The sequence below is a fragment of the Actinokineospora diospyrosa genome, from assembly GCF_024171925.1.
Classification (GTDB): domain Bacteria; phylum Actinomycetota; class Actinomycetes; order Mycobacteriales; family Pseudonocardiaceae; genus Actinokineospora; species Actinokineospora diospyrosa.
Window position 1 is genome coordinate 38,628 of the sequence record NZ_JAMTCO010000005.1, and the last position, 21,363, is coordinate 59,990.

Annotated in this window: 17 protein-coding genes, 1 tRNA gene and 1 other RNA gene; 10 read left to right on the top strand and 9 right to left on the bottom strand. The window is 68.4% G+C overall.

Annotated elements, in window-relative coordinates; all coding sequences use genetic code 11:
• Positions 1-92 precede the first annotated feature (92 nt).
• Entirely contained in the window at positions 93-260 is a 168-nt protein-coding gene (locus LV75_RS09625; protein WP_253886469.1) for a hypothetical protein, read from the top strand.
• A 3-nt stretch (positions 261-263) separates the two neighbouring features.
• Here the strand turns inward: LV75_RS09625 and LV75_RS09630 are convergent, their stop codons facing one another.
• On the bottom strand, positions 264-1,202 hold the full coding sequence (locus tag LV75_RS09630; protein WP_253886470.1) for a helix-turn-helix transcriptional regulator: 939 nt from the start codon (positions 1,200-1,202) through the stop codon (positions 264-266).
• 63 nt (positions 1,203-1,265) lie between these two features.
• Here LV75_RS09630 and LV75_RS09635 point away from each other — a divergent pair, with 63 nt between their 5' ends.
• Complete coding sequence (locus tag LV75_RS09635; RefSeq protein ID WP_253886471.1) at positions 1,266-2,081, top strand: NAD(P)H-binding protein; 816 nt, start codon at positions 1,266-1,268, stop codon at positions 2,079-2,081.
• Here LV75_RS09635 and LV75_RS09640 read toward each other — a convergent pair whose 3' ends face one another.
• From LV75_RS09640 to LV75_RS09650, 3 genes are read right to left on the bottom strand one after another with little or no spacing between them, the layout of a single operon-like run.
• On the bottom strand, positions 2,082-2,726 hold the full coding sequence (locus LV75_RS09640) for a response regulator transcription factor (RefSeq protein WP_204450671.1): 645 nt from the start codon (positions 2,724-2,726) through the stop codon (positions 2,082-2,084).
• Positions 2,714-3,841: a sensor histidine kinase gene (locus LV75_RS09645; RefSeq protein ID WP_372504154.1), complete on the bottom strand. Its 1,128-nt coding sequence runs from the start codon at positions 3,839-3,841 to the stop codon at positions 2,714-2,716. Before LV75_RS09645 ends, LV75_RS09640 begins: the two co-directional genes overlap by 13 nt.
• 2 nt (positions 3,842-3,843) lie before the next feature.
• The gene (locus tag LV75_RS09650) at positions 3,844-4,506 is read right to left on the bottom strand and encodes a sensor domain-containing protein (RefSeq protein WP_253886473.1); all 663 of its coding nucleotides are present in this window, start codon (positions 4,504-4,506) and stop codon (positions 3,844-3,846) included.
• Between the two features lie 167 nt (positions 4,507-4,673).
• On the opposite strand from LV75_RS09650, the gene ssrA reads away from it, so the two are divergent.
• From ssrA to LV75_RS09665, 3 genes are all read left to right on the top strand, one after another.
• Positions 4,674-5,046, top strand: a transfer-messenger RNA (tmRNA) gene (gene ssrA / locus LV75_RS09655).
• A gap of 418 nt (positions 5,047-5,464) precedes the next feature.
• Entirely contained in the window at positions 5,465-9,547 is a 4,083-nt protein-coding gene (locus LV75_RS09660) for a SpoIIE family protein phosphatase (protein ID WP_253886474.1), read from the top strand.
• A 1,034-nt stretch (positions 9,548-10,581) separates the two neighbouring features.
• The gene (locus LV75_RS09665; RefSeq protein ID WP_253886475.1) at positions 10,582-11,217 is read left to right on the top strand and encodes a DedA family protein; all 636 of its coding nucleotides are present in this window, start codon (positions 10,582-10,584) and stop codon (positions 11,215-11,217) included.
• Here LV75_RS09665 and LV75_RS09670 read toward each other — a convergent pair.
• Both LV75_RS09670 and LV75_RS09675 read right to left on the bottom strand, forming a co-directional pair.
• Positions 11,174-11,845, bottom strand: coding sequence for a response regulator (locus LV75_RS09670; RefSeq protein ID WP_253886476.1), 672 nt, complete (start codon positions 11,843-11,845; stop codon positions 11,174-11,176). The genes LV75_RS09665 and LV75_RS09670 overlap by 44 nt on opposite strands.
• Positions 11,842-13,383, bottom strand: coding sequence for a sensor histidine kinase (locus LV75_RS09675; RefSeq protein WP_253886477.1), 1,542 nt, complete (start codon positions 13,381-13,383; stop codon positions 11,842-11,844). Before LV75_RS09675 ends, LV75_RS09670 begins: the two co-directional genes overlap by 4 nt.
• 89 nt (positions 13,384-13,472) lie before the next feature.
• On the opposite strand from LV75_RS09675, the gene LV75_RS09680 reads away from it, so the two are divergent.
• A complete protein-coding gene (locus tag LV75_RS09680) occupies positions 13,473-13,949 on the top strand; it encodes a SixA phosphatase family protein (protein WP_253886478.1) in 477 nt (158 codons plus the stop codon).
• Between the two features lie 23 nt (positions 13,950-13,972).
• On the top strand, positions 13,973-14,815 hold the full coding sequence (locus LV75_RS09685) for a hypothetical protein (RefSeq protein ID WP_253886479.1): 843 nt from the start codon (positions 13,973-13,975) through the stop codon (positions 14,813-14,815).
• A 94-nt stretch (positions 14,816-14,909) separates the two neighbouring features.
• Here LV75_RS09685 and LV75_RS09690 read toward each other — a convergent pair whose 3' ends face one another.
• The gene (locus LV75_RS09690; RefSeq protein WP_253886480.1) at positions 14,910-16,193 is read right to left on the bottom strand and encodes a phenylacetate--CoA ligase family protein; all 1,284 of its coding nucleotides are present in this window, start codon (positions 16,191-16,193) and stop codon (positions 14,910-14,912) included.
• Positions 16,194-16,317: 124 nt separating this feature from the next.
• On the opposite strand from LV75_RS09690, the gene LV75_RS09695 reads away from it, so the two are divergent.
• Positions 16,318-16,390: transfer RNA gene (locus LV75_RS09695), tRNA-Ala, on the top strand.
• Positions 16,391-16,999: 609 nt separating this feature from the next.
• On the opposite strand, the gene LV75_RS09700 is transcribed toward LV75_RS09695, so the two are convergent.
• Positions 17,000-17,818 (bottom strand): DsbA family protein, encoded by an 819-nt coding sequence (locus tag LV75_RS09700; protein WP_253886481.1) that lies wholly within the window; start codon positions 17,816-17,818, stop codon positions 17,000-17,002.
• Positions 17,819-17,831: 13 nt separating this feature from the next.
• Positions 17,832-18,296: a MauE/DoxX family redox-associated membrane protein gene (locus LV75_RS09705; RefSeq protein ID WP_308210925.1), complete on the bottom strand. Its 465-nt coding sequence runs from the start codon at positions 18,294-18,296 to the stop codon at positions 17,832-17,834.
• A 66-nt stretch (positions 18,297-18,362) separates the two neighbouring features.
• On the opposite strand from LV75_RS09705, the gene hrpB reads away from it, so the two are divergent.
• Together hrpB and LV75_RS09715 are read left to right on the top strand one after the other, a co-directional pair.
• Positions 18,363-20,738: an ATP-dependent helicase HrpB gene (hrpB, locus tag LV75_RS09710; RefSeq protein WP_253886483.1), complete on the top strand. Its 2,376-nt coding sequence runs from the start codon at positions 18,363-18,365 to the stop codon at positions 20,736-20,738.
• Positions 20,739-20,758: 20 nt separating this feature from the next.
• Positions 20,759-21,304 (top strand): class I SAM-dependent DNA methyltransferase, encoded by a 546-nt coding sequence (locus tag LV75_RS09715; RefSeq protein WP_253886484.1) that lies wholly within the window; start codon positions 20,759-20,761, stop codon positions 21,302-21,304.
• Positions 21,305-21,363: the final 59 nt, after the last annotated feature.

Here is a 21,363-nt window from a genome sequence, read left to right on the forward strand (position 1 = left end):
CCGCCCCACGAGCGAATCCCGACCTCGCGGCCCGGGAGTACGGTCGGTGCGATCCGGCCCTGCTCCCGGGCCGCTGGGGTGGGGTGGCGAGGATGCGACGGTTCGCTTGGCCGCTGTACGGGGTGGCTGTTGTCGTTGTTGTTGTCGGGTGGTGGGTCTCGGCGGCCGCCGCTGGGGATCGGTGGCGGGATGTGGGGTTCCTCATCGCCGTCGCCGCGGTCATGGCGGCGGTGGGCTCGAACCGGGACGGGCGGCGGTGATCCTCAGCCCCGGTCCGCCGCGCGGCCCAGGCGGGCGGTCAGCTCCCTGAGGTGCGAGCGCAGCTCCGGCGGCTCGTGGACCTCGAACTCGAACCCGAACGCCGCCACCCAAACCGCCAACTGGTCGAGGCTGTCGGACCCCAGGCGCAGCGTGCAGGTCTCGGCGTCGACCGGTTCGACCAGGCCGATGGTGGGCGGGACCTCGTCGGCCACCTCGGTCGCGGGGGCGTGCATGGTCAGCCGCGCCCGGTAGCGGAAACGGGTGGTGGTCATGGAGCGCACGAAGTAGCGGCCCACGTCCTGCTCGGGCAGGTCGCGCGGGGCGAACCGCGGTCCGGTCGGCGTCCGCGGGGTGAGGCGGTCGACGCGGAAGGTGCGCCAGTCGCCGCGACCGGTGTCCCACGCGAGCAGGTACCAGCGGCGGCCGCTGTGCACGAGCCGGTAGGGCTCCACGTCGCGCTGTTCGGTCCCGTAGTCGAAGCGCAGCCTGTGGTGGTCGCGCACAGCGGCGGCGATCGCGGCGAGCGTCGTGGTGTCCACCTCGGCGCCGGGGCCCGCCGTGGTCACCATCGCGGCCGCGATCGTGGCCACCTGGCGCCGCAGCCGCTCGGGCAGCACGTGGTCGAGCTTGGCCAGTGCCCGTGCGGAGATCTCCTCGATGCCGGTCACCGCCGCCGCCGTCCGCAGCCCAACGGCCACCGCGACCGCTTCGTCGTCGTCGAGCAGCAGCGGGGGCAACCGGGCGCCGACACCCAGCTGGTAGCCGCCGCCCACCCCGCCCGTGGCGTTGACCGGGTAGCCGAGGTCGCGCAGCCGCTCGACATCGCGCCGCACCGTGCGCGGGCTCACCGACAGCCGGTCGGCCAGCTCGTGGCCGGTCCAGTCCAGCCGCGCCTGCAGCAGGCCCAACAGGGACAGCAGCCGCGCCGAGGTCTCCGACATGCCGTGGAGTCTCGCAGCGATCGCGGCCAGAAAGTGTCCGCGATCGCTCCTAGCGTCGCCGCCATGACCATCCTCGTGTCCGGTGCCACCGGAAACGTCGGCCGCCCGCTGGTGGACCAACTCCTCGCCGCGGGCCACTCCGTCCGCGCTCTCACCCGTGACCCCGCCAAGGCAGGACTACCTGCCGATGTCGAGTTGTTCCAAGGCAACCTGGCCGACACGGCATCCCTTGCCGCCGCGTTCGCGGGCGTGACCGCTGCCCACCTCATCAGCTTTGGCGACGACTACGCCCCGTTGTCCAACGCGCCCGCCATCGTCGATCTCGCTCTTAGGGCCGGAGTGCGCAAGGTGACAGTGCTCAAGGGAGACCTGGAGAAGACCGAGCTGGACAACGCGGTAGCGGCATCTGGGCTCGAGCACACCTACCTCGCCCCAGTCGAGTTCATGTCCAACACTCTTGAGTGGGCTGACCAGATCCGCGCTTCTGGCGAAGTCCGGGATGCCTTTCCCACGATGCCCAGTGCTCTAGTCCACGACGCCGACATTGCGTCGGTAGCGGCAACTGCCCTCACGTCGGACGGGCACTCAGGTAAGGAGTACTGGCTCACCGGGCCTGAAGCCCTGACCGCACCGGCGAGGGTGGCTGTTCTGGCGGAGGTGTTGGGTCGCGACATCCGATTCGTAGAACTGACCCGGGACGAGATCGTCGCCCAGTGGCGAGATGAGGGCTACGGCCCTGACGACATCGAGTTCTTCCTGACCATGCGCACTACGCCACCGCCAGCCGGCTACACACCACTCCCGACCATCGAAGAGGTAACCGGGACTCCGGCGCGCACCTTCGCCAGGTGGGCACAAGAGAACGCCCACGCCTTCTAGTCAGCCTCGGTCAAGGAAGGTAAGAACCGCGCGGACGCGGCGGTGCTCCTCGGAGCTGGGTTCTAGACCCAGCTTCGAGAAGATGTTGCCCACGTGCTTCTCCACCGCGCCGTCGGAGACCGTCAGCGAGCGGGCGATGGCGACGTTGGACAGGCCCTGGGCCATCAGGCCGAGTACCTCCCGTTCGCGCGGGGTGAGCAGGTCGATGGGGTTGCGCCGTCCTCTGGCCATGAGCTGTGCGATCACCTCCTGGTCGATGCAGGTGCCGCCGCCCGCGACGCGGTGGACCGCGTCGACGAACTCGGCCACGTCGGCCACCCGTTCCTTGAGCAGGTAGCCGACACCACCCGCGCCACCGGCGAGCAACTCCACCGCGTACCGCTCCTCGACGTACTGCGAGAGCACCAGCACCGGCAGCCCGGGGACCTCCTCGCGGGCGCGCAACGCGGCCCGCAGGCCCTCGTCGGTGAACGTCGGCGGCATCCGCACGTCGACGATCGCCAGGTCGGGGCGGTGTTCGCTGACCGCGCGCAGCAGCCCGTCCCCGTCGTCGACGGCGGCGACGGTCTCGATGTCCTCGTCGGCCAGCAGGCGGGTCACCCCGACCCGCAGCAACACCGAATCCTCGGCGATCACCACGCGCACGGTAGGTCCGCCCTGATCACTGTCGGCCCACCGATGGGGCTCACCACGGTCATCACACCGTCAATCGTCGCAGCGCGGTCGGCCAAGCCCGCCAGCCCACCCCCCGGCCGCAGCACAGCGCCACCATCACCGTCATCGGTGATCTCGACAACCACCTGGTCACCCGTCGCCCGCTCGGCCCGCCACACCTTGACCGTCACCTTGCTCGCACCCGCGTGCTTAGCGATGTTGGTCAGCGACTCGCCCACGATGAAGTACGCCGTGCTTTCCACCGCGGCGGGCGGACGCGGTTCAACCTGGACAGTTACCTCTACCGGTACCGGGCACTTCGCCGCGAGCGATGACAGAGCTGCGTCCAAGCCGCGGTCACCCAGCACCGCCGGGTAGATGCCGCGGGCGAGGTCGCGCAGCTCGGCGACGGCCAGCTTCGCGTCCGCGTGCGCCTCGTCGATCAGCGCTTTCGCCAAAGCCGGGTCGGCGTCCATCTTCACCTTGGCCCGGCCGAGCCCCATCGCGACCGCCACCAGCCGCTGCTGAGCGCCGTCGTGCAGGTCCCGCTCGATGCGCCTGCGCTCCGCCTCGGCAGCGTCAACTCCGCGAGCGCGCGACGCTTGCAGCCGCTCGGCGCGGGCGGTCAGGTCCTGGGTGCGGTCGGGGCCGAGCATCGAGATGGTCAGCTGCGAGTGCAGCCAGGCGTAGCGCGGCGCGAGGAACAGGGCCAGCGGGAACAGCGGGACACTCACGATCCCCAGCGCGAACCCCAGAATCGACAGCGGGAACTCCAACATCAGGTACGCGATGTCCCGCCAGGTCCGCCGGTCGGTCATCAGCGTCTGCCACTGCCGCAGCATCCCCTCGTCGCCGGACACCATCACCGCCCGCTTGGGCAGGTCGGCACCGAGCAGCACGCGCGCCCACGCCCGGTGCGCATTGCCGAACGCCCGCGCCAACAGCGCCGCCGCGACCAGGACAGCCACCCCGACCCAGATCACCACGGTGCCAACACCCACGCAGATGAGCGTGACCGTGACCACGAAGGTGAACAGGCTGAGGGGGAACGCCCCAAGCAGGTAGGCGATCGCCCTAGCCGGGTGCGGGTACCTGCGCGTTTCCATCATCAGACCCCACTCGGCAGCGGCTCAGCCCGGTACGACCCGATCAACGACGGCGCCGGCCCCAGCAGCGACCGCGCGAAGTACGCATGCGCCCGCCCCAGGCCCTTGGTGACCGGTAGCGCCAACGCCAGCAACAGCAGCCCGAGCGCGGCGAACGGCAGCGACTCTATGAAGGAGTCCACCACCAGGAACGGGTGGTCCCAGTCCCCAACCCGCCAGCTACCCGTCGGCAGGAACCGGTAGTAGAAGGGCAGGAACAGCAGCCCAGCCGTCAGCGACCACATCGTCACCATCACCACGAACTCGAAGATCCCGATCGGGAACAACAACACGAAGTAGCTCACATCCCGCCACGTCGCGACATCCCGCACCCGTGCCTTCCACCGCCCCCGCTCCGGCAACGGCACGTACGGCGACGCGATGTAGGTGTCCAGCATCGCGTAGACCCGCGCCCGCTCCACCCGGGCCGCGACCCGCGCCCCCAGGATCGCCACCGCCAGCACAGGCAGCCCAACCCAGACGACGGCAGTGCCGATCCCCACGCTGAACAACGTCACCACCGCCACGAACCCCGCGATCCCCACGGGCAGGTTCATCGCCAGGTACCCAAGCGACCCGAGCACCGACGGGTTCGGTCGGGACCCGTCGCTCTGGATGGTGGTCATTGCGTCTCGCCTCCTCAAGCCGTTGACCACCAGCATCGCGGTCAAGAGGGCCCGCCTCCATGGGGGACGCTACCGAGCCGGAGGTAGGGCTGCCCCTACCTCCGGCGGCCGGGATGAAACCACTGGACCCGCGCGTTAGACTGACCGGAAGCAGTCCCACCACACACGGGGGTGAACGGTTTCGACTCTGGACGTCGAGTCAGGGGAAGCGTGCAGGTGCAGGCGAGATGACCACCTTAAGCGTCGCTCGCAAAACAATAAGCGCCAAGACTAACAGTCGCGCTGACTTCGCCCTCGCTGCCTAAGCGAGTGTGAGTCTGTCGGCCCGGGGATGCCTCCGCCCCGGTAGCCGGCATCAGCTAGGAGGCTCACCGCCAGTCCCGGTCACGGGGGCGAAGCGGGAAAACCACAGTGACTGGGCCCGTCACACCGGCTAGTTCGCGTGACCGGTGGGGCCGAGCAGAGACATAGCGAACTGCGCACGGAGAAGTCCTGGTGAAACGACAGAGGACCCGGGTTCGATTCCCGGCACCTCCACGACCTCGGCCGACCCATGTCCACGGAAAGCGTGGACGGGTCGGCCGTCATCGTTTCTGGGGGGCGACCCCCCAGACCCCCACGGTGCGGTGGTTGGGAAGGCGCGGAGCGGCGGGAGTGCGCGGAGCGCACGGGGCTGCGGAGCGCCTGGACGACCAGGATGGGGACCCGGCGGGACTCGATCGACCTTCGGTCATCGCATCGGGTGGGTAGTCGATAGGGCTTGGTGCAGAGCGGGCGGGAGTTCGCGGAGCGCATGGGGCTGCGGAGCGCCTGGGCATCCAGGGTGGGGGACCCGGCGGGGGGCTAGCTCGGGGGTATGGGGGCGTCGCGTGTTGTGGAGTCGAGGTGGTGGTGGGGGGAGGGGCGTGGTTCGCTCTGGGCTGGTTGTTGGAGCGGTGATCGGCGGGTGGGTTGAAGCGTGGGTGGGGTGGATGTCTTCTCGGCGGACCGGGAAGTTGGGCGAGACCTAGAGGCGGTCGACTGGGCCGGGACGCCGTTGGGGGTGGTTGAGGGGTGGCCGCAGAGTTTGCGGACGGCGGTCAGCATCGTGTTGTCGTCGCGGTTCCCCATGTGGTTGGCGTGGGGACCGGAGCTGACCTTCTTCTGCAACTCCTCTTACCGGCGCGACACCCTGGGGCGGAAGTACCCGTGGGCGCTCGGTAGGCCTGCCAGCGAAGTGTGGGCGGAGATCTGGGACGACATCGGTCCGCGTATCGAAGCTGTGCTGACGACAGGTACCGCCACCTGGGACGAAGCGCTGCTCTTGGTGCTAGAGCGGTCCGGCTTCCCTGAGGAGACCTACCACACCTTCTCCTACAGCCCGCTGCGCGACGACGCCGATGCCGTGGTGGGGATGCTGTGCGTTGTCAGCGAGGACACCGACCGGGTCATCGGTGAGCGGCGGATGGCGACGTTGCGCGACCTCGGGTCCAACCCCAGCGCGGTCCGCACCGAGCAGGAGACCCTCGCCTTCGCCCGTGACCAGCTCGAGCGCAACCCGCACGACCTGCCGTTCACCCTCACCTACGTCTTCGACGACGACGGCACCGCGCACCTCGCCGGGACGACCGGGATCGCCGTCGAGCACGCCGCCGCGCCCAACACCCTGCCGCCCGACAACCCGGTGTGGCCCGCGGCGGCGTTGGCCGCGGGGGAGTCCGTGCTGGTCGAACTGGACGCCGAAGTGTTCGCGGGGCTGCCGAGCGGCCGGTGGTCCGCCCCGCCCGCCCAGGCCGTGGTCGTCCCGCTGAAGCAGCAGGGCGCGGCGCCGTACGGGTTCATGGTCGTCGGACTCAACCGGTACCGGCCGCTCGACGAGGGGTACCGGGGATTCGTCGACCTGGTCGCCACGCACGTCGCGGCCGGGATCTCCAGCGCGCGCGGCTACCAGGCCCAGCAGCGGCGGGCCGAGGGGCTGGCCGAGCTCGACCGCGCCAAGACCGCGTTCTTCTCCAACGTCAGCCACGAGTTCCGCACCCCGCTGACCCTCATCATGGGGCCGCTCGACGACCTGCGCGACCGACTCGGCCACAGCGACGGGCGGGTTCGCGAGGAGATCGAGGTCATCCACCGCAACGCCCTGCGGTTGGGCAAGCTGGTCAACACGCTGCTGGACTTCTCGCGCATCGAGGCGGGCCGCATGCAGGCCCACTACGAGCCAGTCGACCTCGCTGCGACCACCGCTGAGCTCGCTAGCGTCTTCCGCTCCGCGATCGATCGCGCAGGACTCGACTTCGTCGTCGACTGCCCACCTCTATCTGAGCCCGTCTACGTCGATCTGGGTATGTGGGAGAAGGTAGTTCTAAACCTGCTCAGCAACGCGGTTAAGTTCACCTTCGACGGTTCGGTCGGGATCTCTGTGCGTGCAGAGGACAAGACCGCCGTGGTTGTCATCCACGACACCGGCATCGGCATCCCTCCGGAAGAGATCCCGCGCCTGTTCGAACGCTTTCACCGCATCGAGAACGCGCGCTCACGGTCCAATGAGGGCAGTGGCATCGGCCTGGCTCTAGTGCAGGAACTCGTCGGACTGCACGGCGGCGCTATCACCGCCGACAGCACCGTGGGCGAGGGCACCAGTTTCACCATCCGCTTGCCGTTCGGGTCCGCACACCTCCCCGCCGACGCCTTGTCATCAGGCCAAGGTTCTAGCGCTGTCTCCGCTACCGCCCAGCCCTACGTGCAAGAGGCGCTGCGCTGGCTACCTGGCGCGGCACCGGTAGTGGCCGCTGTGTCAGATGCTCATGCCACCGTCGTGGTCGCTGACGACAACGCCGACATGCGTGAATACCTCGTGCGGCTGCTATCCGAGGCCGGCTACCAGGTGCGGGCGGTCACCGATGGCGTTCTGGCGCTGGAGGAGGTCCGCACGTCGCCGCCAGATCTGCTGGTCAGCGACGTGATGATGCCCCGCATGGACGGCTTGGCGCTGCTGACGGCCCTGCGCGGCGACCCGCGCACGGCGGCGGTCCCGGTGTTGCTGCTGTCGGCGCGCGCCGGGCAGGAGGCCTCCATCGAGGGCCTGCGCGCGGGCGCCGACGACTACCTGGTCAAGCCGTTCGCCGCCGCCGAGTTGCTGGCCAGGGTGCGGGCGACGGTGGAACTGGCCCGGATGCGCACCCACCACGCCCGCTGGCGCACGGCCATGGTCGACTCCCTCCAGGAGGCGTTCTTCGTCTGCGATGACGAAGGCGCCGTAGTGGAGATCAACAATGCCTTCGCCGACATCCTCGGCTATGGCCCGGAAGGCCTGCCTTACGCGCCCCGGCACGCTTGGTGGCCAGATGAGACCGCCGACCCAGAGGCGTACCGCACGGTCGTCGAGGTGGTCACGAGCATGCGGGACGAGGACCGGGGCAGTTACCACGCCATCCCTGTCGTGCACCGCGACGGTCACCGGCTGTGGATCAGCGCCAGCCTCAGCCGGGTCCAAGACCCCGATACCGGTCGCACGGTGACGGTCGGCACCTTCCGCGACGTCACCGCCGCGCACCACGCCATCCAGCGGGACACCGCCCTCGCGGCGCTCAACATGCGGTTGACCAATGCCACCAGTTCAACCGAGGCGCTGATGGGCGCGTTGTCGGAACTGCGGGATCTATGGCGTGCCGAGCGAGTGCTCGCTCTAGTCCGTTCCGATGAGCCTAGGTTGACCAGCACCGACCCTGACCTGACCTGGGAGGGCCTACCTGAGCAGCGTCGGGATGCCCTCATCAAGCTGTGCGGTAGCCATACCCTTGCTCCCGTAACCGATGGTGCTACCGGCGTTGCGGTTACGTTGGACCACCCCGACGGTCCAATGGTGCTTTGGCTCGACCTGAGCGAACGCAGGCCGTTTGGCGACCAAGACGAGTTGCTGCTGTCGCTGCTGGCCGGTCACTTGGCCCAGGGGTTGGCGCGCGCCCACCAGATCGACCAACAGCGGGAGACCGCGCTAGCTCTGCAGCGGGCCATCCTCGGTCCGGCAGTCCTACCCGCGGGCTTCGTCGTCCGGTATGAACCCGCCGCCAGCCCAGTGGGCGTTGGCGGCGATTGGTACGACACGGTGCCGCTACCGGATGGCCGCATCGGCATCGTTGTCGGTGACTGCGTGGGCCGTGGCTTGAACGCCGCCGTGGTCATGGGACAGCTGCGCAGCGCCTGCCGCGCCTTGCTGCTGCAGGACGTCGGGCCCGCCCGCACCCTCATGGCGATGGACCACTTCGCCGCGGGTGTCCCCGGCGCCGTGTGCACCACCGTGTTCTGCGGGGTCCTCGACCCGAGCACCGGCGTGCTGACCTACTCCAGCGCGGGCCACCCGCCCGCGATCCTCACCCATCCCGACGGCACCGCCCACCACCTCGACCAGGCCGCCTCGACGCCACTCGCCGTCCAACCCGGCGTCTCCCGGCCCGAGGTCGACCGCGTGCTCCCGGTCCGCGCCACCCTGCTCATCTACACCGACGGCCTCGTCGAACGCCGCCGCCGTTCGCTCACCGAGGGCATCGACCAGGTCATCACCGCACTCCGAGTGGGCGGCGACTCCACCCTCGACGCCCTCGCCGACCAGGTCATGACCCACCTGGCCCCCGACACCGGCTACGACGACGACGTGGCTGTCCTGCTGTACCGCCACCCCGCGCCCCTGGAGCTGACCTTCCCCGCCGACGCGGGCCAGCTGGCCCCCGCCCGCCGCACCCTCGGCACCTGGCTCGAGCGCTACGGCGTGCCCGCCCCCACCACCCAAGACATCCTGGTCGCCGTCGGCGAGGCATGCGCCAACGCCATCGAACACGGCTACCACGACACCGAGCCCGCCTCCGTCCACCTCCGGGCAGAAGCCACCGTCCACGACCTCCACCTGACCATCACCGACACCGGCCACTGGCGCCAACCCGACCCCGCCCGCAACCCCCACCGCGGCCGGGGCATCGCCCTTATGCGCGCCTTCATGCACCACGTGGCCATCACCCACACCCCAACCGGAACAACGGTCGAGATGCGCACCCGGGTCTTCCCCTAGGTCCACCACGGAGCGATGCGGGCTCGTCTCCGCGCCCCCGACAAGCCTGAACGAGGCAACGCGCTCCGCACACGAGCCCAACCGAAGCCGACGTAGCGCTGGTCTACTGCCGTAGCCGAGCCGCAACGCCGTCGCGAACCACCTGCGTAGACCCACGACCTCGATCGCGCCGAACCGCTTCTCCTTTAGAGAACCCCATTCTGCTCGGGATCTTTCGAAGCCCTCATGCAAGAGGAGATGCGTTCTGGTACGGAGGATCCATGCCGATCTGCTGGCCCAGGGCGTGGAGTGCGGGCCCGGTGGGTGCCCGGATCATGTACGACTTGGGGGCCTTGCACGTGTCATCCCCAGCTGTGGTGGTGTGCTCCGCCCGCGGCCGACGGCTTGCTGGTTGACGATGACTTGGTTGGGACTCCCTTCGGTTGGCGGTAGGGGCGTGCGCTCATCTTCTTGGCGAAAGGTGGGCCTAGTAGGTGACGGAGGTTTGGACCGGTTAGTGGTCGGAGGGGAGACCGGTGGTGAACGGGACGGTGCGGACGGGGCTGAGGGTGGGGGTTGGGCGCGCAGTGACTCGGCCTCCGCGCTGAACGCCTCCGAGAGCACGAGCACGCCGGGGTCGGTGGATCTGATCAGTGCCTCGGCCTCGCCCGCGCGGCGTTGCTTGGCCGCGGTGTCGCCGTCGGCGACGCGGGGGAGTTGGTAGATGTTGAAGGCCAGGACGGAGAGCGACACCGATGTCGTGGCCAGGGCGGGCAGCGGGGTGGCGATCATGATCGTGAGGGCCAGCAGGGTAGCCGAAAAGCGTTTCACAGAGCTAGTTTGCCCCCGGTGGACCGTGTCGCGCCTCACTCGGACAGGTGATTCACCATGACTTAAGTCGGGGTGTGGGTTCGTCGATCGACCAGTGCGCGCCGACCTCAGCGCGCCATAGCGTCCCTGGCAGCCGACGAAGGGGGCACTGTGATCGACCCGAAGGTTCCAGAACCGGGCAAAACGGGTATGCCACTTGGCGAGCGCGAGAGGAGGCGGCATACGTGAGCACCGGACCCGAAGGGGGCTTGACCGGCTGGGCCCTGGATGTCATGGACACCCTCGGTGGTCCCGGTGCCGGTCTACTTGTGGCTGCCGAGAACCTCTTCCCGCCGTTGCCGAGCGAGGTGTTCCTGCCGTTGGCAGGTTTCGCTGCCAGCCGAGGTGGCATCTCCTTGTTCAGCGCCATCTTCTTCACCACGTTGGGCTCAGTGGTAGGCGCTCTTATGCTGTACTGGCTTGGCGCAAAGCTGGGACGAGAACGACTACGTGCGTTGGTGGAGCGCATCCCGCTGTTAGATGTGTCTGATGTGGATCGAACCGAGGACTGGTTCGACAAGCACGGCGGCAAGGCGGTATTCCTAGGGAGGATGCTCCCCATCTTCCGGAGCCTGATCTCCATCCCCGCTGGTCTTAACCGGATGCCGTTGGCCAAGTTCGTCGCTCTTACCACCGCTGGCAGTCTTCTCTGGAACAGTGGCTTCGTGCTAGCGGGCTACCTGCTTGGGCAGAGCTGGCATCTCATAGAAGGCTACGCGTCCATCTTCGAGAAGGTCGTACTGGGCGTCGTTGTCCTTGCTGTCGTCTGGTTTGTCATCAAGCGGGTGGCTGGTCGACGAGACCGGCCTCGTACGCGATGATCGCCGCCTGCACCCGGTTGCGGACATCGAGGCGGGTCAGGATCGTGCTGACATACGCCTTCACGGTGCCCTCGACCAGGTGCAGGCGCCTCGCGATCTCGGCGTTGGCCAGACCGGCCCCGACCAACGCGAGTACCTGTCGTTCCCGCGCGGTAAGCACCTCTATGCGCTCTCGAGCTTCAACCCGTGCGCCCATCCGCCCCGCAGGTCCTGCGGACAGTTCTGCGATCACCCGCGAAGCCACCTTCGGCGACAGGTAGGCAGCCCCCTCCGCGACAGCGTGAACACCGGCGATCAGCTCTCGTGGGTCGCCAGACTTAAGCAGGAACCCACTGGCGCCATCTCCCAACGCTCGGGCGATGTAGGCGTCCTCCGAGAAGGTGGTGAGCATGACCACGGCAGTGTTCGGCATACCCCGCCTTATCTCGGCAGCGGCAGCTAGGCCGTCCATGACCGGCATCCGTATGTCGAGCAACGCGACATCTGGCCTGTGTGCGCGTGTTAGATCTACCGCCTCACGGCCGTCTGCTGCCTCGGCGACGACGTCGATGGCATCGTCGGCAGCGAGGATGGCGCGGACTCCCGCCCGGACCATGGCCTCGTCGTCCGCAAGGAGCACCCGGATCACTTGTGCTGCTCCCGAACGACGTCCTTAGCAACCAAGCTGTCAGCGTCGAAACACACTCGCAGCACAGTGGAGTGGAAGTCGAACATGGTTGCCTCCGCGAGGTAGTACCGACAGCCAGCACCGGGCGGGTTGGACATGGTCGGGGCGTCCAACATCTGCATCTCCGGTAGTGCTGCCTCCACCTCGCCCTTCGGCTGACCGATCCAGAATCGGTCATAGTCAGCACGCGGTAGCACTGAGTGCATGACGGAATAGGCGTAGTAGCCGAACATCAACGCGACGAGCCCAAAGGCGATCGCCGCAGGTACGCCTACCGCCACGATCAGCCCGCGCCGAGCACTACGCCTGACCTGCTCGCGGACGCTCTCAGTGGTCTCTATGGGCTCTATCACGGCGGTAGCGTCATGTGGCAGTCGGGCGCGCACCGCGAAGCCACCACCCTCATGTCCAGCTGCGAACGTGCCGCCCATGAGCAAGGCGCGTTCCCGCAGTCCGATAAGACCACGCTGCGTGCCTATCTCACCTTCAGCTGGCCGGGTCGCTGCAGCATTGACCACGGAGACCGAGGTCACGTCCTTGTCGCGTTCGACCCGCACAGTCACCCGGGCCCCCGGCGCGTACTTGGCGGCGTTGGTCAACCCCTCTTGCACCACTCGCCGCACGGCTAGTCCGACGACGCCGGTGATCTCGGCAGGGCTATCGAGGTCAACGGTCATACCTGAGGCTCTTGCCCGTTCGACCATGTCAGCCACGGAGTCGGTGGTGGGGCGCAGCGGTGCCAAGGTCCCGGGTTCACCGAGCAGACCGATGATCGTCCGCAGCGTCTCCGAGGCCTGGCCTGCGGTCGTGCGCAGCTCACCCGCGGCCTGTCGGTGGTGCTCACCCAGGCCACGGTCGACCTCGAGCCCGCCTGCGCGCAGCGCGATGAGCGCGAGCTCGTGCCCCAGGGAGTCGTGCATGTCCTGGGCGATCCGGGCCCGCTCGCGCAACCGCTCGCGCTCGGCGATGATCCGCTGCTCCCGTTCCAGCTGCTCGGCGCGCTGCCACCCGGCCCGCTGCAGCTCTGCCCGCTGCCGTAGGAATCGACCGGCGAACCAGGGGAACACGGCGAGTAGAACCAGGCCGAACACCATCCACAGCCACTGCATCAGCTGGGTGTCGAACCTGCCGCGGACGACCCCCAGGAAGATGGAGTAACCGAGCCCGAGTGCGGCTAGAGCGGCGAACGCGTAAACCGCCGGTCGAACCTCCGCCGTGCGGCGGCCGAGTAGGTAACTCATCAACACCGCGGCGATCGTGAAGCTTGCGCTACCGATGCCCGCCATGACCAGGTAGGCCATCCCGGCGCAAGCGAGCAGGAAGGACGCTAGAGGGGCTCGTCGGGACAGGGTGGATGCGCCCACGAGCAGGACGAACAGGACTGTCACGTCCCAGCTGAGTCTGGAGACCGGCTGGTTCAACAGGACTTCCAGGCCGAACAACGCGCACAGGACTGCACCGATCGCGACGTCCACGGCGACGCTCCGCGTGTGTTCCACCCGACTGACGCTACAAGCGGGGGGTGCGTTGTCGACACTGACGAAAGTAAAGCTGGTTCGATGGGGGTTCCACTGTTGAGGAGGAGCCCATGCGCCGGTTGGTGGTCCTGCGGCACGCGAAGTCGGCTTGGCCGGAGGGCGTGCCCGACTACCGTCGTCCGCTCAACGACCGGGGTAGGCGCGACGCCCCCGCGGTCGGCAAGTGGCTGGCCGACCACGTCGACGCCATAGACCTAGCCCTGGTCTCGCCCGCTACCCGCACCAGGCAGACCTGGGAGCTGGCAGCGGCGCAGTTAGCTGACATCCCACCCACCACCTTCGACGAGCAGCTCTACGGCGAGGGTGCTGACTCGATCCTGGCGGTCTTGCGGGCGGTACCCGACACCGCCAAGACGGTCTTGCTCATAGGTCACAACCCAGACCTGGAGGACGTCGTAGAGACCCTCACCGGCACCCGCCCGGAGTTCAAGACCTCAGCACTAGCCGTCCTAACCTGGCCCGGCAAACGCCTGACCACAACACCCCGCTCGTGCTCGCTAACCCAAACCCAAACAATCCGCGCCTAACGCCCTGATTCCTCTGGATGGCTGTGAGCGAGTACCAGTACTACGAGTTCTTGGCGATCGATCGACCATTGGACGACGTCGAGCAGGCCGCGATTCGGTCGCTGTCGACCCGGGCAACGATCACAGCCACCAGCTTCATGAATGACTACCACTGGGGTGACTTCAAGGGGGATCCGAACTGGCTGATGGAGCGCTACTACGACGCGCACCTCTATGTGGCTGACTGGGGCACGCGGAGAGTGATGTTCCGCCTGCCCAGCGACCTGCTCGACCCTGCCGTCGTCGAGGACTACTGCGTGGGCGACCAGATGAGCGCGTGGACCACGGATGAGTACATCGTGCTCGACGCCATCAGCGAGGACCACCCCAACGACGTCGACTACGACGCCGAGACGATGCTAACGGCGATAGTCGGAGTGCGCGCTGAGCTCGCTGCCGGTGACCTCCGCCCGCTCTACATAGCCTGGCTAGCCGCCTACGGCACATGGGAACGCGACGAAGACGCCTTCACCCGCGACGCCGACAACGACCTAGAGCCACCGGTCCCACCAGGCTTGGGCGACCTCACCACCGCACAGCGCGCCCTAGCCGACTTCTTACGCCTCGACCGCACTCTCCTCGCGGTCGCCGCCCAAGCCTCCCCGCCCCCACACGACCCCCGCGACCTCGCCGCACACCTAGCCACCCTGCCAACTTCTAAGAAAGACCAACTCCTAACCCAACTACTACAAGGCGAAGCCGCCCAAGCCCGGAACTCCCTCCAACACCTCCTCCATCACCAGGCCGCTCCTACTTCCCCCACCCCAACCCGCCGAACCGTAGGCACCCTCCTAGACACCGCCGCCCACCACCGCATCTCCCACTGACCGCACCGCGGCGGCTCGGCCCACAAGAACAGATGGTGACCTTGCAGGCTCTAAACCGCCTAAGCTGACCCGGGGCAGGCCCGAGGCGGTCGCACTAGTCCCACGTCAGCCCAGGTAGCGGGAATTCGCCGTCTGACCAGCGGACTAGGCGTTTGGCCTTGCCGGTGTCGGTGCGGGGGATGCTGCCGGGGGCGAATACCCGCACGTCACAGCCCACACCGAGGCGTTCGCGCAGTGCGCCGCTCAGCGCGGCCGCCAGTGGGGCCGGGTCGACGTCGGCCTTGGGTTCGACCGCGACTCGCAGTTCCGCCCGGGCGGCCACCCGGCGGTCCTCCACGACCAGGTAGTGCGGGCTGACCCGAGCGTCGGCGAGCACCACCGCCTCCACCTCGGTCGGGAACACGTTGACACCCCGGATGACCAGCATGTCGTCGGTGCGGCCGAGCAGTTTCGACATCCGCCGCCACCCCGTGTCGGTCTCCGGGGCGAGCGTGGCCACATCACCCGTCCGGTAGCGCAACAGCGGCATCCCGGTCTTGGTCAACGTCGTGAACACCAACTCCCCCGGCGTCCCGTCCGGCACCGGCTCGCCTTCCGCGTCCACGCACTCGGGGTAGAAGTGGTCCTCCGCGACGTTCAGCAGGCCCTCGGAATCGAGCGACTCGCAGGCCACCCCGGGGCCGATGACCTCGGACAACCCGTAGATGTCCAGCGCGCGGATCCCCAGCAGACCCTCGATCTGGGCCCGCATCTCGTCCGTCCACGGCTCAGCCCCGTGCAGCCCGACCCGCAAGCTGTTCGACGTCCCCCGCATCGCCTCACCCAGGTGGATGGCGTACGAGGGCGTGCAGGTCAGCACATCGGGCCGCAGGTCCTGGATCAACCGCACCTGCCGCTCCGTCATCCCCCCGGACATCGGCACGACCGTGGCCCCCAGCCGCACCGCGCCGTGGTGGATCCCCAACCCACCCGTGAACAACCCATACCCGTACGCGTTGTGCACAACACTGCGACTGGTGGCCCCGGCCCCCGCCAAAGCCCGCGCCACCACCTCAGCCCACACCGCCAGGTCGTGCGCCGTGTACGGCACCAACGTGGGCCGCCCGCCCGTCCCCGACGACCCGTGCACACACACCACGTCATCGGCATCCACCGCCCGCAACCCGTACGGGTAGTGGTCCCACAGATCCCGCTTACTGATCGTGGGCAGCCGCCGCAGCCCCTCAAGATCGACGTCCGCCCCGGCCCCCACCCCGCAGTCCCGCAACCGCTGCCCCTGCACACCCCCAGCCGAGAGCAGCCGATCCACCAACCCGCGCAACCGGCCGAGCTGCAGCTCCCGCCGCGCCCCGACCTCCAACACCTCACCAGCGGTCATCAGAACGGTCTAACACCCAGACCCCGCCCGCGGAAGCCCCAACCCACCCCCCGATTTCACCCCCCAGCACCCCGTGATGTAGCGTATGCGCAGCACGCCACGGGAAACCGAGCGTGATTGGTACGGGGCTGTAGCGCAGTTGGTAGCGCATCACACTGGCAGTGTGAGGGTCAGGGGTTCGAATCCCCTCAGCTCCACAAGTGGAGGCTCGTGCTCGCAGAGAGCGCGAGCCTTTCTTGTTTCGCGTGTTCTTTGGGGGCCGAGCCCCCAAGCCCCAGCCGGGGGCGAGCCCCCGGACCCCCGGCCGTGGTTGCGTGTTGGGTAGCGGTTCGAGTAAGACCCTGGCAGGTCCACAAGTGGAGGCTCGTGCTCGCAGAGGGCGTGAGCCTTTCTTGTTTCGCGTGTTCTTTGGGGGCCGAGCCCCCAAGCCCCAGCCGGGGGCGAGCCCCCGGGACCCCGGCCGTGGTTGCGTGTTGGGTAGCGGTTCAGGTGAGGCCCCAGCAGGTCCACGCATAGGTGGTCCGTGTCCGCAGAGGGCGCGGGCCATGTGCGTTTCGCGATCACATTGGGGGTGCAAGCCCCAAACCCCGCTCGGGCAAGCCCGAACCCCGACGATGCTTGCGTTGGGTGGACTGGGGTTCTAGCAAGAACCGGGCAGGTCCATCAGACTCGGGCGATCTGTGCCCGTGGAGAGCGTGGGCGGCGGACCCAGCGGGGGGTCGCTCGGACGCGTCCTGCGGGGTGGTGTGGGGCGGGGGTCGCGTGGGGTTGATGTGCGACTGAGGGCCCGCCCCACGGCCGATCTGCTACCCGGTCAGTGCGGTGAGCCAGTTCGGGTCGCTGGTGTCGATGATCTTGTTGTTGGCGGCCAGTGTCGGCGTGCCGAACGCCTTCTGGCCGTTGTACTCCTGCTGCAGGTAGTCCGTGCCGCGGACCTGTTGGAACGCGTCGCTGATCTGCTTGTCGTAGGTGCCCGACCGGACTCCGTCGGCAAACGTTTGCGAGGTGAGGCCGAGGGAGCGGCCGAGGTCGATGAGCTGGTCTTTGGTCCAGCCGCGGGCGCCTTCCTCCGGCTGGCTGCCGAAGAGGCTCTTGTGGAAGGCGAGGAACTTGCCCTCGTCGGCCGCGAGCAGGGCGGCGTTGGCGGAGTCGGTGGAGTAGCCGGCCGGGTCGGAGCGGTCGTTGAGCATGTTCAGCATGTGGTAGCGGACCTTGAGCGTGCCGTCGTTGAGCTTGCTCTCGATCTGGCCGCTGTAAGAGTCCTCAAAGGCGCGGCACGCCGGGCAGAGGAAGTCCTCGTAGACGTCGATGGTGGCCTTAGCGCTGCTCTTGCCGACCACGACCACCGCGCCTTCACGCGTGACCGGGAGCGATAGGTCTACCGACTTCACGGCGATGGCTGCGCCTTCGGTCGCGCTCTTCTTGCTGTTCGTGTAGATCACACCGCCGATGACCGCCGCCGCGATGATGACGACCACGAGAGCGCCGACGATCATCGGGTTCCGGTTGCCACCGGACTTGCGGGCAGCCGCTACCGGGCTGCTCTTAGCCGCCGGACTGGTCTTGACCGTGCCCGTGGTCTGGTTCTGCCGCCGCTTGCGCGCGCTGCGTTCCGCTCCGCCCACCTGTACCTCTCTCCTACGCCGCCCCGGCGGTCCGCGTGAAGCGGCCGTCGAGCGCCAGCCGGGTGCGGGGCCGCACGGCCAGCCACACCGCCAAGACCAGGAACCCGATGTCCCTGGCGATCTCCTCCGGGTACCGCGTGTCGCCCTCGGCGACCGGCCCGCCGCCGCCGAAGCAGCCGCAGTCGATGCTGAGGCCCCTGGCCCACGACTGGGCGACCGCGGCGATGAACGCCAGCAGCACCACGACCGACAGCAGCGCGGTCAGCCGGGTGCCCAGGCCGACCACGAGGAGCACGCCGAGCGCGAGTTCCAGGAACGGCATCGCCGCCGCGGTCACGCTGACCAGCCCGCCGGGCAGCACGTCGTAGGCCTGCACGGCGATGTAGGTCTGGTTGGGGTCGCTCGCCTTGAGCCAGCCGGACACCAGCCACACCCCGGCCAGCCCCAGCCGGAACAGGGTGCCGACGAGGTCGAGCACCGTCCCTTTCGTCACGGTCTCCGAGGCTACTCGGGCACGCTGAGCACAACCTGAGAAGCTGGTCCGGTGCTCCCCGACCTCCCGGTCCGCCCCGCGCTCGCCGAGATCACCCGAACGGTGGCCGATCACGGCACCGCGGTGTTGGTCGCGCCACCGGGTACCGGCAAGACGACGCTGGTGCCATTGGCGCTAGCGGAGATCGGCACGGTTGTCGTCGCTGAGCCGCGCAGGCTCGCTGCCCGTGCTGCCGCGGCGCGGATGGCATCGCTGCTCGGTGAACCTGTCGGGCAGACGGTGGGTTACTCGGTGCGCGGTGACCGCAAGAGGTCCAAGGACACAAAGATTGAGGTCGTTACGTCCGGCCTGCTGGTGCGTCGCCTCCAGAACGACCCAGAGCTGTCTGGTGTGGACACAGTTCTGCTGGACGAGTGCCATGAACGCCACCTAGACGCCGACTTGCTCCTAGCCCTTCTGCTGGATGCCCGCGATGGCCTACGTCCAGATCTGCGATTGCTCGCCACGAGCGCCACAGTCGCCTCGGACTCGCTCTCAGCACTGCTCGGCGACGCACCGGTCATACGAGTTGAGGCGCGGACCTTCCCCGTTGAACTCATCTATAGCCCGCCACTGCGCAACGAGCGGATTGAGCACTGCGTCGCGAGGACAGTCCACTTAGCTCTGTCTGCGCACCATGGCGACATCCTGGTCTTCTTGCCCGGTGCGGCCGAAATCAGGCGAGTGACCGAAGCGCTAAGAGGCGTCGATGCGGACGTCGTTCCCTTGCACGGCAGGCTCGCCGCCGCAGATCAGGATGCCGCGCTCCAGCCGGGAAGACGGCGACGCATAGTGCTGTCTACGGCGGTTGCGGAGTCAAGTCTGACTGTGCCCGGCGTGCGGATCGTGGTCGACGCCGGGCAGTCCCGTGTGCCTCGGGTCGACCACCGGCGCGGCATGTCCGGCCTGACGACGGTACGAGTGTCCGCGGCTGTAGCCGACCAACGCGCGGGCCGGGCCGGTCGAGAGGCGCCCGGGTGGGTCTACCGGTGTTGGCCGGAGCACGAGCACGGCACGCTGCCGAGGTACCCGGAACCGGAGATCCGCACGGCTGACCTGACCCGGTTGGCGCTTGAGCTCGCCTGCTGGGGGACGCCGGACGGATCAGGGCTGCGCTGGTGGGACACACCGCCACCGGGACCGCTCGCCGCGGGTAGAGAGACGTTGACCGCTCTAGGCGCGCTCGACGGCGGCACGGTCACTGACCGAGGTCACGCTATGGCACAACTCGGCCTGCATCCCCGTCTAGCCCGCGCCCTGCTCGACGGCGCCGCCCAGGTAGGCCCAACTGCCGCCGCAGAGGTGGTATCCGTTCTCGACGATGACACCCTCGCGACCGACGCTGACCTCGATGCCACCCTCAGGACGCTCCGAGCGACCCGCCCTCAGCGGTGGCTACGCGAAGTCCGGCGCCTCTCGGCTCTTGTCTCCGGCCCCACACGGGAGCGGGACTCGGCCTTGGTGGTGGCTCTCGCCCATCCTGAGCGCCTCGCGCGGCGGCGGGCACCCGGTGTCTACCTGATGGTCAACGGCACCGCTGTGGAAGCCCCGGGGGGCCTAGGCGACCCGGAATGGCTCGCGGTGGCCGTCGCTGAACGCAAGCCGGGTGCGGTGCACGGTCGAGTCCGCTTGGCCGCCAGGGCCGATGAGGCGTTGGCGATCCGCGCGGCAGCGCCTTTGTTGGTCGAGGGCGACGAAGTGGTGTGGGCGGACGGAGACGTCGTGGCCCGGTGGGTGCGGCGGTTGGGAGCAATCGTGCTTAAAGAGCGGCCGCTGTCGAACCCGCCTGCCACGGCTGTTCGGGAGGCAGTCCTAGCCGGGCTTCGCAAGGACGGGCTCGCGTTGGTGCGCTTCTCCCCGGCTGCGGCGGCACTGCGAGAGCGCTTGGCGTTGCTGCACCGGGTGGTAGGTCCGCCTTGGCCCGCGGTCGATGACGAGGCTTTGATCGCGCTGGCCGAACGCTGGATCGGATCCGCCTCTAACAAGTCCGAACTCCGGCGGCTAGACCTCACCTCGGCGCTGCGCGCCCTGCTGCCCTGGCCGGAGGCGGGACGCCTGGAGGACCTCGTGCCCGAGCGGATAGAGGTTCCCTCCGGCTCGCGGATCAGGCTGGACTACTCAGGAGACACACCTGCCCTGCCCGTGAAGGTGCAAGAGGTGTTCGGTTGGACCAGCAGCCCGACCGTTCTGGATGGTCGCGTGCCCGTGGTGCTGCAACTGCTCTCACCGGCGGGCCGCCCGGTAGCGGTAACTGCGGATTTGGCGTCGTTCTGGGCAGGTAGCTACAAGCAGGTCCGGTCTGAGCTGCGCGGTCGCTACCCGAAGCACCGTTGGCCAGAAGACCCGATGACCGCCGACCCGACCCGCCACACCATCCAGCGCCGGTAACCGTGTGCCACGGTGGACGGGTGACCTGGGATGGCGAGAACTACCAGAGCCGATTCGACCGCCTGGCCGAGAGCGGCCAAGACGTGCACGGCGAGGCTGCCTTCGTGTGCTCCTACGAACCCGCCACCGTGCTCGACGCCGGTTGCGGCACCGGCCGGGTCGCGATCGAACTGGACCGGCGGGGCATAGAGGTCGTCGGGGTCGACGTGGACCCGTCCATGCTGGCCGTCGCGCGTGAGCGCGCGCCGCGGGTGCCGTGGATCCACCAGGACCTCGTCGGCCTCGACCTCGGCCGCACGTTCGAGCTCGTGCTCATGGCCGGGAACGTGCCGCTGTTCACCCCGCCGGGCACCCAGGCCGCGTTGGTCGCGGGCGTGGCCCGGCACGTGCCCCCGGGCGGGCTGCTCGTCGCGGGGTTCTCGCTCGACCGCGGCTACGGGGTCGAGGAGTACGACGCCCACTGCGCGGCGGCCGGCCTGGCCCCGCTTCACCGCTACGCGACCTGGTCTAAAGAATCCTTTACTAATGGTGCCTATGCGGTCTTCGTCCACGGACGCTCGGCCTAGGCCGGTCGGCGTAAGGGAAAATCCTAGCTCCGGGACGACTGGAACATTGGGAACGAATA

What these genes read in the sequence shown, in the direction of transcription:
- LV75_RS09650 (WP_253886473.1), bottom strand. Translation starts at nt 4,506, where the DNA reads ATGACCACCATCCAGAGCGACGGGTCCCGACCGAACCCGTCGGTGCTC.
- LV75_RS09625 (WP_253886469.1), top strand. Translation starts at nt 93, where the DNA reads ATGCGACGGTTCGCTTGGCCGCTGTACGGGGTGGCTGTTGTCGTTGTT.
- LV75_RS09690 (WP_253886480.1), bottom strand. Translation starts at nt 16,193, where the DNA reads ATGACCGCTGGTGAGGTGTTGGAGGTCGGGGCGCGGCGGGAGCTGCAG.
- LV75_RS09680 (WP_253886478.1), top strand. Translation starts at nt 13,473, where the DNA reads ATGCGCCGGTTGGTGGTCCTGCGGCACGCGAAGTCGGCTTGGCCGGAG.
- LV75_RS09630 (WP_253886470.1), bottom strand. Translation starts at nt 1,202, where the DNA reads ATGTCGGAGACCTCGGCGCGGCTGCTGTCCCTGTTGGGCCTGCTGCAG.
- LV75_RS09645 (WP_372504154.1), bottom strand. Translation starts at nt 3,841, where the DNA reads ATGGAAACGCGCAGGTACCCGCACCCGGCTAGGGCGATCGCCTACCTG.
- LV75_RS09635 (WP_253886471.1), top strand. Translation starts at nt 1,266, where the DNA reads ATGACCATCCTCGTGTCCGGTGCCACCGGAAACGTCGGCCGCCCGCTG.